General features: G+C 38.5%; 14 protein-coding genes. 4 read left to right on the top strand and 10 right to left on the bottom strand.

The window, feature by feature from the left end; translation table 11 throughout:
* Positions 1 to 776: 776 nt before the first annotated feature.
* Positions 777 to 1,658 carry a mechanosensitive ion channel family protein gene (locus J7E52_RS26485; RefSeq protein WP_214751559.1) on the bottom strand — a complete coding sequence of 294 codons (882 nt, stop codon included), beginning with the start codon at positions 1,656 to 1,658 and terminating at the stop codon, positions 777 to 779.
* 21 nt (positions 1,659 to 1,679) lie between these two features.
* Positions 1,680 to 2,072 carry a sporulation protein gene (locus J7E52_RS26490; protein ID WP_286198101.1) on the bottom strand — a complete coding sequence of 131 codons (393 nt, stop codon included), beginning with the start codon at positions 2,070 to 2,072 and terminating at the stop codon, positions 1,680 to 1,682.
* Between the two features lie 668 nt (positions 2,073 to 2,740).
* Between J7E52_RS26490 and J7E52_RS26495 the strand changes: the two genes are divergently transcribed.
* Positions 2,741 to 3,274: an IseA DL-endopeptidase inhibitor family protein gene (locus tag J7E52_RS26495; protein WP_214751562.1), complete on the top strand. Its 534-nt coding sequence runs from the start codon at positions 2,741 to 2,743 to the stop codon at positions 3,272 to 3,274.
* A 150-nt stretch (positions 3,275 to 3,424) separates the two neighbouring features.
* Here the strand turns inward: J7E52_RS26495 and J7E52_RS26500 are convergent, their stop codons facing one another.
* The 4 genes from J7E52_RS26500 to J7E52_RS26515 all read right to left on the bottom strand — a co-directional run bounded on the left by J7E52_RS26500 (position 3,425) and on the right by J7E52_RS26515 (position 7,408).
* Entirely contained in the window at positions 3,425 to 4,417 is a 993-nt protein-coding gene (locus tag J7E52_RS26500) for an HAAS signaling domain-containing protein (protein ID WP_214751565.1), read from the bottom strand.
* Positions 4,404 to 4,751 carry a PadR family transcriptional regulator gene (locus J7E52_RS26505; protein WP_214751568.1) on the bottom strand — a complete coding sequence of 116 codons (348 nt, stop codon included), beginning with the start codon at positions 4,749 to 4,751 and terminating at the stop codon, positions 4,404 to 4,406. Before J7E52_RS26505 ends, J7E52_RS26500 begins: the two co-directional genes overlap by 14 nt.
* A gap of 160 nt (positions 4,752 to 4,911) precedes the next feature.
* Positions 4,912 to 6,258 carry a GntP family permease gene (locus J7E52_RS26510; protein ID WP_214751571.1) on the bottom strand — a complete coding sequence of 449 codons (1,347 nt, stop codon included), beginning with the start codon at positions 6,256 to 6,258 and terminating at the stop codon, positions 4,912 to 4,914.
* 4 nt (positions 6,259 to 6,262) lie between these two features.
* Positions 6,263 to 7,408, bottom strand: a complete 1,146-nt coding sequence (locus J7E52_RS26515) for a glycerate kinase (protein ID WP_214751572.1) — start codon at positions 7,406 to 7,408, stop codon at positions 6,263 to 6,265.
* A gap of 315 nt (positions 7,409 to 7,723) precedes the next feature.
* On the opposite strand from J7E52_RS26515, the gene J7E52_RS26520 reads away from it, so the two are divergent.
* Both J7E52_RS26520 and J7E52_RS26525 read left to right on the top strand, forming a co-directional pair.
* Positions 7,724 to 8,818, top strand: coding sequence for a CdaR family transcriptional regulator (locus tag J7E52_RS26520; protein WP_214751575.1), 1,095 nt, complete (start codon positions 7,724 to 7,726; stop codon positions 8,816 to 8,818).
* A gap of 60 nt (positions 8,819 to 8,878) precedes the next feature.
* Positions 8,879 to 9,322: a glutamate synthase-related protein gene (locus J7E52_RS26525; RefSeq protein WP_309476951.1), complete on the top strand. Its 444-nt coding sequence runs from the start codon at positions 8,879 to 8,881 to the stop codon at positions 9,320 to 9,322.
* Between the two features lie 63 nt (positions 9,323 to 9,385).
* Here the strand turns inward: J7E52_RS26525 and J7E52_RS26530 are convergent, their stop codons facing one another.
* The 3 genes from J7E52_RS26530 to J7E52_RS26540 form a co-directional block, all read right to left on the bottom strand.
* A complete protein-coding gene (locus J7E52_RS26530; RefSeq protein WP_214751577.1) occupies positions 9,386 to 10,612 on the bottom strand; it encodes an MFS transporter in 1,227 nt (408 codons plus the stop codon).
* A 193-nt stretch (positions 10,613 to 10,805) separates the two neighbouring features.
* On the bottom strand, positions 10,806 to 11,744 hold the full coding sequence (locus J7E52_RS26535; RefSeq protein ID WP_214751579.1) for an MBL fold metallo-hydrolase: 939 nt from the start codon (positions 11,742 to 11,744) through the stop codon (positions 10,806 to 10,808).
* Positions 11,745 to 11,969: 225 nt separating this feature from the next.
* Positions 11,970 to 12,563 carry a branched-chain amino acid aminotransferase gene (locus tag J7E52_RS26540; RefSeq protein ID WP_214751581.1) on the bottom strand — a complete coding sequence of 198 codons (594 nt, stop codon included), beginning with the start codon at positions 12,561 to 12,563 and terminating at the stop codon, positions 11,970 to 11,972.
* A gap of 173 nt (positions 12,564 to 12,736) precedes the next feature.
* On the opposite strand from J7E52_RS26540, the gene J7E52_RS26545 reads away from it, so the two are divergent.
* Complete coding sequence (locus J7E52_RS26545) at positions 12,737 to 13,855, top strand: NAD(P)/FAD-dependent oxidoreductase (protein WP_214751584.1); 1,119 nt, start codon at positions 12,737 to 12,739, stop codon at positions 13,853 to 13,855.
* Between the two features lie 605 nt (positions 13,856 to 14,460).
* Here the strand turns inward: J7E52_RS26545 and J7E52_RS26550 are convergent.
* Entirely contained in the window at positions 14,461 to 15,261 is an 801-nt protein-coding gene (locus J7E52_RS26550; protein WP_286198102.1) for a uracil-DNA glycosylase family protein, read from the bottom strand.
* Between the last annotated feature and the right edge of the window lie 243 nt (positions 15,262 to 15,504).

Below are 15,504 nucleotides of genomic sequence, written 5' to 3' on the forward strand. Positions count from 1 at the left end.
TATCCCTAATGGACGGAACACAATGATCTTTGTTTGTATTTTAGTACAGACTAATCCTATCCAGAAAAAAAGTTCGTATTTAGCACGCATTTTTTCTTAAAGAATAGGATTAAATGATCATTGTTTTAAGGTCACCCTTCCATTTTATGCTAATTTGATAATAATCTATTTAATCTGATAAATCAAGGTAAAAACCAAAAATAAAAAAACCATTTTTTGGATATTATTGTTCGATTTCTTGTATAAAAAATGAGCTTCCTTTAAAAGAAAGCTCCAGACTGGAGACAAACTCGAAGAATAGCGAGTTTGCCCTGAAGTTTTTTATTTAATAAACGTTCCAGGCGTTTACAGAAATCCGCTCCCTATCCACCGACTGTCTGCCGAGCCTCATCAAAGCAAGCCCCTGCGGGATCTCGGCCAGACAGTTATTCGGCAGGAGTGTTGCAAATTTCTGTAATCCAGTATGAATTACGATCATCTAGTCTTGTTATAAAATCATGTTCGGGATAAGACTATTCAGCCTCCCCTTTTTGTCGAGAAAATGGTTTCTATCTACAATTATAAAACAAAGTTGATTGGAGCGGGTGTTCGAGACCCCCACGGAAAGCGAATGCTGTATGGTCCAATCAACGTTCGAATTCTTTCTTTAAAAGAAGCCCTTTAATATTCTTAAGTTCCCGAGGACTGTCACTGGTTATGCTTCTGCCCTTTGTTACACTCACCCGCATTTGTTCATGACCTTTCCCGGAATACCTCAAGAAATTGTGTCTCTTCTTTTAGTTTTCCAATATACGTTGTTGATTAGGATTGCCCTGTACAAGCAAATGGGATGATGGCATTAGAATTTTATGCTCATGTAAAGCTGTTATCATTTCAAACCTTACACTTCTAGCTGTTTCAAAGTAATGTTCAGGTTTAACAAGGCCCACTAAGCATAGTTCATAACCAACATATTTAAGATTGGGATTTAAATCCGTAATGCCGATGTATCTAAAATCCTCTTCAGGCGTACCATCCTCTAGCCTTAGAAGGGTTTCGCCATATTTCTCATTGCAGATAAGGCATATATCTTCCAACAGCCGTTTTACCTTTTCGGGATTTTCTTGGTAACTTACTGTAATGCGCTCAATGATTCGCATTCTCCCTTTATTAAAATTTTGAATTGTCCTGATTTCACTGTGAGGGATTGTCAGTAATTTTCCTGACCATTCCCTGATCTGCATGAACCGGATACCGATTTCCTCAATCGTCCCAGAACTTGTCCCATTGAAGGTCACGAAATTCCCCACTCGGAATTCATTATCTGAAAGCCTTACAAATCCCAATAAGATATCCTTGAGCATTTGCTGAGCGGCAAATCCGATAACGACCCCTAAAATACCAGCTCCAGCTAAAATTCCTTTTAAGTCTATAAACTGTCCAATCAGATAAATAAGGAAAAGTGCGGAAATGCCATACCTAAGAGAAGAACGAGTAACCCCCTGTATTGTTTTTTCGACTTCTTCCTCAAAAAAATTGGACCTTCTAAAGAACCATTCAACCATTTTATTCAAGATATAATAAACCGCCAATAACAGTAAAGCCAATATAAAAAGCCTCAATAATAAAAATTCTTCCAAATAATCCATAGCAAGCTCAGTAAATTTCAAGATATTCATGCTCCCACCTCCATTTCCACTTTATTCAGAATCGATTAAAATCCAGTCATCATCCTTGCCTATTATCCCTTTATCCAGTATTAGTCTCGTTTTCAGACGATAGGAAACCCCACGCTTATAAGGCTCCTCCAATGTAGGCAGACAAAAGTTAAAAGGAATTTCATTACTTTCCCCTGAATTTATCTCTCTTGAAGACAAAATGGTGCTCGTTTTAAGGATCTCATCCATTCCGGTAGAATGAGTATCCATAATTAAATCACATTCGATCCTCCTTATTCTTTGCGTAAGGGTACCACCCTTAATCAAGAAATACCCATTTATGCATTCACCAGATTTATACTTATTTTTCGGCAGGATTAAATCTATTTGTGCAGAACCTATCCCTAAAAGTAACAAAGATTTTCTCAGTATCAAAGAATACACTCCATTTATATATTTATTTGTTTTTCTACTAAAAACCAATATGTTGATACATTTCCTTAAGGACTGCACTTTCCGGACTACAAAAAACCTTTACCATTTTTGGTAAAGGTTTACTAAAAGAAAATAGACCTTTACCAATAGGTAAGGTCTGGCTAACAACATATGCTGCCAACAACACCGAGAGCAAAGAGCTCCGTAATGACGACATTGTTGTAAAAGCTACTCCCCTTTGGAGAATGTATTCAACTATATAATTTATAATACGGTAGGATAAGAAAGTTTGTCAAACCTTTATATTTTATTATTTTTGGTCTCTGCCCGGGAAATTCGAGTTCTTTGTACATATCTTGATATTAATGAAAATATAATGATTTAACTTGTCCCGTGATTGAAAAAGAATTAACGGCTAGGTTTTAAATAGGTCAGGTAGTGGAATATGAAGTATATAACAGCCATGATCTTCTATTTACAACGCCCCTTTCAAAAAGAATAAAGTGAACAAACTATGTATATTCAATGGAAAACTAAAATTATATTTAAAAATTAACAAGATTTCTCTTTTACTTATGTTCAGCATGTTGTAATATAAATGTAACAATTGTAATATTTATTAAACCTTCGTTACATAAGTATCCTATTAGGGATTGGGGAGATTAAGTATGAAAAAATTTGTAGGTATGCTATTATCCATTATCATTTTATTTTTCACATTAAGTGGTCAGGTTACCGCAAAAACGACATCACAGAATTTGTCTGACGCAAATGCATTAAAGATAGCCGATAATGCCAGCAAACATTTTTGGAATGCTTTACATGGGTACAAAACCCGTTCATGTTCACAAAAAACTTTCAATTATAAAGGGACAGAGTATTCATACCTTTGCCAAGAGTTCAATACAAAAGATAAATTGACTACCTACTTAGCAGAGACATTTACTAATAATGCAGTTGAAAAAGGGCTTACCAAATATAATTACATTACCCATAAAGGGAAATTAGCCCGTCCAATCGGAGACGGCTACAGCATGTTAGAGTGGAGAAAAGCAAAAATTAAATTGGTTTATCAAAAACTAAACGTTAGGTCCTACAACTTAACCGTACCTACAGTCGACGGTGAGTCAGTAAAAAGAACGGTTACTTTTTATAAATCCGGATCCACGTGGAAAGTCAATCAGTTCGATGCAGTTCAATAAAAAATTGGTTTAAATGTAACGCCTCATATGCCGTATAGTTGGTTAAAAACTATATTCCTTATGAGGTGTTTTTCTGTTTTCCCATTCATAAAAATCTTTTCACCTCATGAAACTTTAAAAAATAAAAAAACACAGCTAGGATGCTGTGCCTTAACGGATTTTTGCCTTTCGAAAGCCTTGATAGGAATCGTAGGCAGCAAAAATGATGGTGATGATTATGAGACTCCAGTAAATCGAGGTTTTCCATTCATCAATTGAAAATAGTGTCCTTTGGTATGCAATGAATTCGGGGTTCAATAAATGAGGATTACTGATGATGATGATGAAAGTCAGAGTGGACAACAGCTGGTATATGGCATGGAATATAGCTAGTTTCAGGGTCCATTGTCTTAAAGATAATTTATAAATCGCCAAGAGAAGCCCAATGATAACGACGAAAGATACCAGCAGCCAATAGGAATTCAATACCTCTTGATTGAAAGAAGGTGTCACGAAAATGAGACTGTCATTTCTTTTTTCATAGACGCCTAAGAGGTTTGCTGCATTGAAATAAAGGGCCGCAAACACAGAAAGACCTAACAAACTTGCAAATATCTCGATCATGGAAATCGCCTTTTGCTTTGAAATGTTCGGTATATCTTTTAGGTTTTCCGGTGTCCATGGTTTCAAGTCTTTTGTTAAAGGCGACTGACCTTTTGAAGTATCCATGCGTTCTAAAATGGCAAATGAGAGCGTCAGCCAGAAAAACACTTGGATACCTGTACCGATGATACCTGCTATCGCATTCCCGATTATGGTGAAAACTGCATCGATAACCGTATTATCCCCCATATCCCGAAACGGATTATCCCCTACTAATCCGATCAGTGAAATGACTGCTGCAATTGGTAAAATCATTTTCAACAGACTGATATAAACATCATAATAACGCGGTCCAATCAGATGCATCGGCCGATCGCGATAACCACTTGCCAGTGTAACCGGATCTCCTAATTTTAAAAGAACCGCTTTCACGTCTTGCTCCGTATGATCCTCCGGAAGCATATCTGCGATTGTAGATTGAAGCTCAAGCGCAATATCCTCCCGGTTTTTTTCTGGTAGCCTGCGGGTCACTTCCTGAATATAAAGTTCAATCAGCTCCATCTTCTCCCTCTCCTTTTAATAATATATAAAGCTCTTGAGAAGTTTTTTCCCACTCTTCCTTTAACTGAGTGAAGATTTCTTCCCCATAATCACTTAAAGAATAGTACTTGCGGGGTCTACTTTCAGAAGTATCCCAGCTGCTTGTCACCAATTCTTGTTTTTCCAGGCGGCGAAGCAAAGGATATAAAGTACTTTGATCAATGGTAATTCCCGACTTCTCTAAACGCTGGACAAGCGAGTACCCATACTGAGGGGTTTTGAGCTGACTCAGAACAGCTAATGTCAAAGTGCCTCTGCGCAGCTCAGTGGTTAATGAATTCAGTAAAGTGCTCATCCAATCACCTCTTCCCTATACTATGTGACGTACACCATACCTTATACTATGCATCATACACTATTTTAGTTCTTACAACACCATTAAAATGAAAATATATTCTATTTAAAGCATAAAAAAGAGAAGCGTTTCACGCCTCTCCGTTTTTTCATTATAAATATCACACAAGAATGACCCATAATATCATCGTCATGATAATGGTTACTACCCCTTGTATTAAGGTTGCCATCGTTTGAGCTTTATAGGCATCCGTCACTTTCATCCCGCTAAATTGGGTGACCACCCAGAAGAAGCTATCATTTACATGGCTTACAGTCATCGCACCTGCTCCAACAGCCATGACTACCAATGCAAGTGGAACAGCTCCTTCAATACCCAACGTTGGAAGCATAGGGGCAATCAAAGATGAAGTGATGACCAGGGATGCTGTGGAAGAACCTTGGGCTGTTTTCAACCCAGCAGCAATTAGGAACGGGACCAAAAGGAACAATGATCCACTAAAGATGCTGCCTATATCCCAACTTTGGATGATGTCTGCAATCCCCGTATTTTTAATGACAGTACCAAATGCTCCGCCCGCACCGGTGATCAATAAAATTGGCGCGGCATCCAATAAGGCTGCTCCTATCCAGTTTGTCAATGTTTCTTCATCGTACTTAGGCAGCAATGTCAATGCCGAAATTACTCCGACAAGCAATGCGATGACCGGCTGGCCCAAGAATACGAAAAATGCGGCGATTCCACCCTCTGTACCGAAGAGCGTTAAAACAGAACTCGCTCCAATCAGGACAATCGGTAAAACAATCGGTAAAAATGATTGAAAGGCGGAAGGCATCGTACCGAATGAACGGACAATTTCATCATAATCGTAGTCCAGGTCACTTCGGTCATCTTCAACCTCTATCTTGGACGCTACTTTCATTGACCATATATAACCTGCAAGTGCAGCTGGAATGGCAGTGATGAGACCAATCAAAATGACCGTCCCCAAGTATCCATCCGCTCCGATATTCCCGGCAGCCGCTATTGGCCCTGGTGTTGGGGGCACAAGTGTGTGTGTCGCATACAAGCCAGTCGCAAGCGCAACCGACATGGAAGCAACCGCTACTTTTGCGCGTTTTGCCAATGCCTTTCTTAAGCTTGATAAAATAACGAAACCTGAATCGCAAAAAACGGGTATGGATACGATATAGCCAATCATGCTCATGGCAAGCTGCGGTCTTTTGGGACCGACAATCCTTAACACGACTTCCGCCATTCGTAATGCGGCCCCAGCCTTTTCCAAAATCGTTCCGATTATTGTACCGAAAACGATTACAAGTCCAATGCTCGTCATCAATCCGCCAAAACCGCCATTAATATTCTCCACAATCTGATCAAGAGGCATTCCAGAAGCAAAACCCACAAATAAAGTACCTAAAAGTAGCGATAAGAACGGATGCAGCTTAAATTTGGTGGTCGCAAAAACAATTAAGAATACGCCAATGGCCAAAACAATAAATAACATATGATTACCCCCTATTTTTAATTCCTGCCAAAAAAGTCCGCATTACTTGTTCTGCTGAAACCTCCAACAAATCAGCACCTTTTTCCATTGCTTCCTTTAAAGGCATAGGAGCGTTCACCAAACTATGAACACTAGTTATTCCATGGTCATATAAAACTTCAATACCAGTTCCGATCGATCCAGCCAAAACAAATACGGGAATACCATGCTTTTTGGCTTCTTGTGCAACTCCCATTGGTGTTTTGCCTGAAGCTGTCTGGTAATCGATTTGGCCCTCACCAGTAAAGACACAATCAGCATCGGACAATTTTTCACCCAGTTTCGTAACCTCCATAACAATATCGATGCCCCTTTTTGTATCTGCACGGAAAAAGGCTTGAAAGGCACCTCCAATTCCACCTGCAGCACCAGCACCAGCTTTATCATGCAAGTGTATGCCTGTCTTGATTTCCACCAAATCAGCCCATGATGATAAAGCTTTATCAAGCAATTCAACCATGGCAGGAGTGGCTCCTTTTTGAGGTCCGAATACACTTGATGCCCCATCCGGACCGACTAACGGATTCTGGACATCCGAGGCAATCAAAAACTCGGAATCTGCTATTCTGGAATCAAAATCTTCTGTATTGATTTCTGATATCCGCGATAATTCGGCACCCCCGAATCCCAGCGGTTTACCATCAACATCAAACACCCTCATTCCCAAAGCCTGGAGCATACCAACACCGGCATCATTGGTAGCGCTTCCACCAACCGCTAAAATGAACTTTCGACAGCCATCATTCAATGCTTTTTGAATGAGCTCCCCTGTTCCGTATGTAGTAGTGATCAATGGGTTTAACTTATCTGAATCGACTAGGCACAGACCGGATGCACTGGCCATTTCAATCACGCATGTTTCCTGATCACCCAAGATTCCATATGCTGCCTGAACGTCCTCAAGTAAAGGTCCTTTAACCGTCACTGCTACTTTTCGACCATTCGTAGCTGCAACAAGACTATCCATCGTACCTTCCCCGCCATCCGCTGCAGGAACCAATTCTGTCTTCGCATCCGGCAGGGCCTTCCTGACCCCTCGCTCGATTGCTTTGGAAGCTTCAAATGCTGACAAACTTCCTTTATAGGAATCTGGTGCAATAACAATTTTCATGCTAAGGCCCCCTTTGAATATATTATTTTTAGATTAATTTAATTATAATCTTCTGAAATATTTTAATCATCGTTCATTCTATACAAAAATTAGTATGACATATTTGATTTTTTTAGCTATACTATATAGAAAAAATGATCTTATAGAAAGTTTTCTGTTATTTTCCCAATTTCTTAAAGTATAAGATAGCTAAAGGCTTAAACTATCGACCATCTCCTTTTCGTGATTAACATAGCTTGTTTGCATGAAATATGATTACCTTTCTTTTATCGCAAACTGGATAACCATCTAAAAAATTCTAGAAGGATGACTTGTATGCTAACCCAAGAAATTGCAATGGAAATTGTCAAACAAACCACCGATAGACTCAACAGAAACATTAATATTATGGATGATAAAGGAAATATAATCGCTTCTGGCAATCGAGAACGGATCGACCAATTGCATTTTGGGGCAATGGAAGTACTGAAAACGGGAAAGCCTTTAATCATTCACGAAAATGACCGCCATCAATGGGCTGGGGTCCTTCCAGGAATTAATTTGCCTATTAATTTTCAAAATGTAATTATCGGTGTCATCGGGATCACCGGTGATCCAACAGAACTCTTGGAATTTGGAGAATTGGTGAAGATGATTACAGAAATGATGCTTCATCAATCTTTTATGGCGGAACAACTCGAATGGAAACAACATTTGAAGGAATTGGTATTTGAAGACTTACTAAAGGAAGAGATCAATCAGCATTCGATTGATCAGAGACTTGAACTGATTGGAATGAAATTAGAACCTCCCTATCAGGTGGGGGTGATGGAAATGAAATTAAATCCGTTAAATAAGAGTGAGCTGATTCAAATGACGGAAACTGTTTTCGGTGCACAACACGCCCTTGTCGGGTTCCTTAATGTGAATCGAGTTTTCATTCTTACTACGGCGCTTACTGAAAATAACATCGAACAAAGACTGGATACAGTAATCAAACAACTAAAAGCAAAAGGCTTTGTTATACGAATCGGTTTGGGCTCAATTGTGGAAAAGGAAACATACATTTCCCACTCTTTCCGGGAAGCTGAATCAGCACTTTTACTAGGTGAAGCAAATCAAGCTTTAACGATATATACTGATGTGGAAACAAAAGCGCTGTTGGAAAGGATAGATGAGCGGGCGAAACAGCAATTTCAGGAAAGAATCCTAGGCAGCTTATCTGAAAAGTTGATCGAGACACTGCAACAATTTTTCCTTAGTAACTTAAATATCGGGGAATGTGCAAAAAGAATGTATATCCATCGTAATTCCCTTATATACCGATTAAAAAAAATCAAGGAAATTACCGGATATAATCCGCAGGTGCTGCAGGATGCCATAACTTTGCAGTTAGCCATTTGGGTAAACCAATCGAAAAGGAGAAGTTGAAAGATGTTGTGAGAACATATTTCGTTCGATCTCCTTATAAAACCGATTTTAGTATCGACACTGGAAAAATACGGTGTGCACAATCGGGTTAAAATCATCGCCTCCGGTAAATTGTTCACGCCTGATAGGATAGCCATAGCTTTACCCATGGGAGCCGACCTTGTTAACATAGCTCGCGGTTTCATGATTGCCATAGGATGTATACAGACGATGAAATGTCAACCCAATGCTTGTCCTGTCGGAGTAGCAACCACTGATCCGGAAATGCAGAAGGCACTTGTCATCGATGAAAAGAAATACCATGTGGTCAATTTTCTTGTTACCCTTAGAAAAGGGTTATTTCGAATCTCAGCCGCAGTTGGTTGGTATTCGCCTATCCATTTTCAACCTAAGCACATTAGCTATAAGGCTGATAAAGGAATTGTCACATCCCTTGAAGATATCATGAAAGAAGTTAAGGGACAAATCGGAGCCAGGAATGAAAAAACCACCGCCCAAATTTGATGGTCGGTGGTTTTCTCTTTATCAATGAAGCCATTATGGCTGCTTTAAAAGTTCCAAAATGTTTCAGGCATGTAAACGTATATCCCCTGTAGCCGCTTTTCCCTTACCCATCAGCTTTCCATAGCGATAATAAACATAAGCTGCAGCTATAAAACCAGTTATAGACAGGAATGCATCAAATATGAAGATGATTGAGATATTCCCGCTTTTCGACATCCAACCCGTTACAAGCGGCATAACTATAGAAGCCAATCCAGCGGCTGTTGCCACGATACCTGTCATTGTTCCTTTTTTCCTCCAGAAAAATTCCGTCATTATCGTAATGGCTAATTGAAAGATTCCCGCAGTGGAAAGTCCGATGAAAAAGGCTGTGATCGAAACGATGACCGGTACCTTTACCAAAAGGATCATAAGGATTGAAATAAAAGTTATGATCGGATAAATCAAGATAACCGTTATTGGCCGGACGAACTTTTTTAATAAAACGGATAAAACCAAAACGGAAATAAGTGCCCCTAAACTATAATAACTTAGCAATTTGATGGAACTGGCCATCGGCATGCCCACAGCTTGCTGACCATAGGTCGGAAGCCAAATCTGTGAAACCGTGAATAATCCTGTTGATGTGAAACCGATTACCACGAGTGCAAGTCCCTCTTTACGAAAAATTGGTTCTGATATGAATTTTTCACTCCCGGTACGATCGTCCATTTGTTTTTCCTTGTTCATATTCGTACTAGGAAAAGAAACGGTGAATAAAAACATCAAGTTCAATAGATAAATAGAAGCAGGAATAAAAAAGGCATATCCATAAAACATCTCATGAGTCGAGAAAAATAATATCATGAATGGGAGAAGAAATGCTCCAGCAGACATGAATGCTTTCACCAGTACACTGGCAGAACCAGCAGCTCTTGGGAATAGCTCTATTAAACCAGGGTATGAACCGGCATCCATGGACGAATTAGCGACACCTGCAAGAATGGCGAAAACAAAAGCCAATTGATAATTCGGTGATAACGGAATACCGACCAAGAAGATGCCCATGCCCAATGATGAAGCCATAATTAATGGTTTTCGCCCGATTTTATCTGATAAATAACCGGTAAATGCATATGTAAGTAATTTCCCTACACCAATAGCTGCGATGATATAACTTACTCCGGCATTATCTGTATCCCATTGCTCCGATAGATAGGACATATTCGATGCGAGCATGATATTGACCATACCTAATAGGAAATAATTAATATACACTCCTGATGCTGTTTTCATATACGTATTCTTCATCTCAAAACTCCCCAACCTGTTATTCGCTGATTCAATATTCATAACAATCTAAAAATAATCATAACATTTTTACTCTGAATGTAAACAAGACCGCTTAATCTTATTAATTAACTAGTACATGGAACACAGTCGGACTTGCGTTATAAAAGAAAAAAAGCTCATATGATATGAGCTAGAATCAATGTCCCATATATCAAATGGATTGATAATACCATTTGCCATCACGTTTAAACTTTCTGCATTGGTCATTTAAAAGAAGGTATTCAAGGTGTGCCAATGTTTCACCAACAGCAAACCTGGTTTCATGAATGGGCAGATTTCCAAATAAGATATGGCAAGCACTTTTTACAGTAATCGGCTCTTTCATGTTTTCATGAATTACATGCAGCCGGTCCTGATGGTGATCCAACAATTCAACAATTCTTTTATTGGCATTTTGAAACGGTTTCCCATGTGAAGGGATGACATATTCAACGTCCAGCTTTTGTATTTTTTTCAAAGAAGTAAAAAACTCTTCCAATGGGTTACTGAGACCTTTAAACCAATAAGAAATATTTGGAGATATCCTGGGCAATATATGATCTGTCGAGAAAAGGACACTTTTTTCCTTATTGTATAAGGAAATCAGGCCATCAGAATGTCCCGGCGTGAAAATCACTTCATACTCATATTTGCCAAAATGCAGCTTCATTCCTTCTTCAAGATGATGATTTACGGTAGGATAGGGTTTTACTTGTGGCATGAATCCGCTTTCGTCACTGGATAAGGCCGCGGCTACATCGTCTTCCATACCACATGCATTATAATTTTCCTTAAGCAGATTCAGCGAATTCGCTTCCCAATACGTAGTTCCCGCATGTTCATCCACTTGTGTCATCCAAACTTCCGCACCGGTTAATTGTTGTAATGCCCCTGCATACCCGAAATGATCTGGGTGATAATGGGTGATGATAATATCGGTAATATCGTGTCTTTCGATAATTGGGTTCCATAAATCCCTTGTCGTTTTGTTATTCAATCCCGCATCAATGATTGTCCACCCTTTTTCACCTTCTGCTAGGAAACACTGGACATGGTCCAACCTAAAAGGCATTGGAATGGTAACCTGAGTAACTTTCAATTCATTCAGCAAGTATAACTTCCCCTTCCGATGTAACTTCATTTACATGAATAAAAAAATCGAAATTGCTAAGTACAAAACACTTAAGTTTATTAAATAAAAGTATATCATTAATCAATTCGACGAATTCTTTCAAGTTCCTTTAATCAATATCCAGAGCCAATCGAATAAAATCCAGCCTAGGGGCAATTCAAGAAATAAAAAAACCGCCATTAAAATTAATGACGGCACCTCATTTTACATATCTTCCTCGATTGTTTGAACAAGGTTAAAAAGAAAATGATAGATTAAATTAAAAGCTTCTTCCAATGACATGTTTTCTCGAAACCCTTTTACGTTATCCAAGGCTAAATTCACATCCCATAGCCCGTCGCCCTGGTTAAACATTAAACTGAACGATCCAATTCCTTCTTGAAGTTCCTTAGTTAAATATGTTTTTAAAACTTCTCCCATTTTTTTCTGGAATTTCAATCCGAACATCGCGTTATAAGTACCGAAAACATCATCGACTTCTAAAGAAAGTGCCTCAACACCGATTAATTCGAACCATTGTGATTCAAAGTAAAGAAACTCATCTTTGTTTTTTTTCAAATACTCGATTGGTTGTGATAAAAATGCAGAGTTCTCTTCAGAGATTAATTCTTCGCTCTCTTTATTACTGCGCTCCATATAAGCATCGGTAAAACGGGATGCATTTTCTTTTTCCACTATAATGATATCATCGGCGATTAATTTATGCTTTTCAACATAATCCCTTTCTTCTTTATACAACTCAACCTTGTTTTCGGTTACGGATTTTGATATGTATGATTCCATTTGTTTTTTTAGCATGATATGTCCTCCTAGTATCTTTTCAAGCTAACCCAATTTCAATCATAGCATATTCACATTAGATAAAATAACTTTGTGAAAGAAATTACAATATCGATTGTAGCAATCATTTCGTGTCTTCGATATAGTAGTGGTAAGCTTTTATACATATGAGAGAAATGAGATGTTGAATAATGCAAAAAATCATTATAGTTGGTGCAGGAATTTTGGGTGCTTCCACTGCCTATCAGTTGGCTAAAAATGGGGTTGAAGTGATCATTATTGACCGTCAAGATGTCGGTCAGGCAACATCTGCAGCTGCAGGAATCGTGTGCCCGTGGATATCGCAAAGACGCAACCAAGCTTGGTATCTCCTTGCCAAAAATGGGGCGGCTTTTTATCCGGGTTTAATTGAAGAACTTGAACGTGATGGGGAAACCGAGACTGGGTATGCCCAGGTCGGGGCGATAAGTTTACATACAGATGAAGATAAACTGAATGCCATGAAGAATCGGGCAACAAAACGGAAAGAAGATGCACCGGAGATCGGGGCGATCACAATACTTTCTGCAGAGGAAACACGTGCCTTATTCCCGCCTCTTTCCAGTAAATATTCAGCCGTTCACGTGAGTGGTGCCGCCCGGGTCGATGGACGCGCACTACGTGATTCCTTATTGCGGGCATCACAAAAAAACGGTGCAAAACTTATGTATGGTGAGGCCATACTTACATATAGTGGTGCACAAGTAACTGGTGTAACACTTGGAGATGAATTCATATCTGCCGATAAAGTGATTGTTTGTGCTGGAGCTTGGGCACCGCAATTACTGAAGCCACTCGGTGTGAATTTTCAAGTCACCTTCCAAAAGGCTCAAATCATTCATCTGGAAACGCCAAATGATAATACGAATGACTGGCCTGTAGTCATGCCTCCCAGTGATCAATATCTCTTGGCTTTCGATAATAATAAAATCGTTGCTGGGGCGACTCACGAAAATACGGAAGTTTTCGATAATCGAATAACCGCAGGAGGGCTCCAGGAGGTTTTCAATAAAGCCTTGCAAACCGCTCCCGGTTTGACAGATAGTACGTTCGTTGAAGCAAGGGTCGGCTTTCGTCCCTTCACCCCGGGATTCCTTCCGGTCATGGGTTCTTTACCTGACTGGGAAGGCATAATCGTAGCCAATGGTCTTGGAGCTTCAGGTTTAACAATGGGACCCTATGTAGGCTCCCTTTTGGCAAACCTTGCACTTGATAGAAAAATCGAAATCGATATAGAAAATTATGATGTTAGAGGTGCACTTTTCACATAACTTCCAAATCATTCGTCTGATCTGAAAATTACCGCCAGTTTTTTCAAATGGTCCATATCATAAAAAATCAAGGACCTTTAATGGGTCCTTGGTTTTTTAATTCTTTAATTTTTCGAACAGGACATTTTTGTTGAAATATGACAAATTTAAATATCTATGTACCATTGAACAATATTTACATAATCATCAAATAACGTTGTTACCAGTTTTTCACTAAAGGAAATTGTTGAAGCAACAAATAATCATCATCAACAATACATATCTTTTTTGTCCCATATTTGACTGTTGATGGTTCAGTTACTTAAACTGAATTCAATAAAGTAATGTATCCATTTTGAAATGAAAAAATAAGAATCTTCTATTTCAAATTTTTTTCATTTATTAATATCAGGTCCACTTACTTCTTCATAAATAACTTTTAACTCTTCAATAGTAAGTGATTTTAAAAATTCCTCAAGTTCATCCATGTTAATGCCTCCTATAATAAAGAACATTTGTTCTTATTATAATCTCCAAAATATCACTAGTAAATAGTTAATTTTACTTTTAACACTAATAGATGAACAATAGAATTCTTAATCAATGTTTCCGTACAGCCCTCCTCTTTAACCCACGGTCATTTCCTTTGAAAAATAGTGCTGTAACATTATTTTCATTTGCTCTTTATTTGCTGCAAATTGCTTATGACGATGGCCATTTCCTCCAGATGGATGAGGAAATCCTAGAAGTATGTTGTTAGCATCCAAATAAGCTTGACCCGCTAAATAGTTCAAGACCTTGGAAACATTTACGCCTAAAGGAATAATAAGCGGGCTTTCCATTGTACCTATTTCGGTAGCAAAGCCTTCCATTATATTTTTTTTAAGCAACTCGGTCTTTAAAATGTTCGGAGTTGTTCCACTGTAGTTTTTCCCGTTATAAAAGACCGGATAGGTTAAAACAGAGGTAGTATGAACGAGGTGACTTGCTTCGTTAAAAAGATCCAGTGTGGATGATATGTTTAAGTATGCATGTACTCCAAGCTCGTCTAACATTTGAACCAAATTTTTTCTCATCGTTCCTTCAAAACTGGAATTCTTTTTTACTTCGTGCAGGATCTCTTCATCGCTATGTATGTGCCCCCTTGCATTAATTACTGTAGAATATGATTTTTTCATTTGATGTAAACCAGGAGTGATTCCGACAATCACCACTTTGGCCCGTTCATTTACATATTCAAAAGGAGCGTAATAGATTTCGAGCTTTTTCTTTTCATCTCTTTCAAGTAAAAATTGTTCACTCTGTATCATTTCATCTGTATAGGCAGCAGGTAATGCATTAATTAAGTCCTTAAATTTCGTAAAACTAGAAAAATTAGCGATCCCCATAAAATACTCTCCCCTCTTTCTTACATTTATTTTGGCCATATCAGTATATCAGAAATTCAGATTCGCCACCGAACATAGGGGCATTATGAATCTTTTTGAATCCGTATGTTCCTTAACGGAAATTGAGAAAATTCTAGTTGTTTATATAGTGTTGTATTATCTCTCCATAATGATGAAAACGTAATGCAGGATGCCTTATGGTACCCTGCAAAAAAAGTTTTACTTACTTAATTTCAGACGAGATAAAGTTAAAAGAATTGGTCATTAATGAAATGATTAAAT

Source organism: Bacillus sp. ISL-34 (assembly GCF_018613325.1).
GTDB lineage: Bacteria > Bacillota > Bacilli > Bacillales > DSM-1321 > Peribacillus.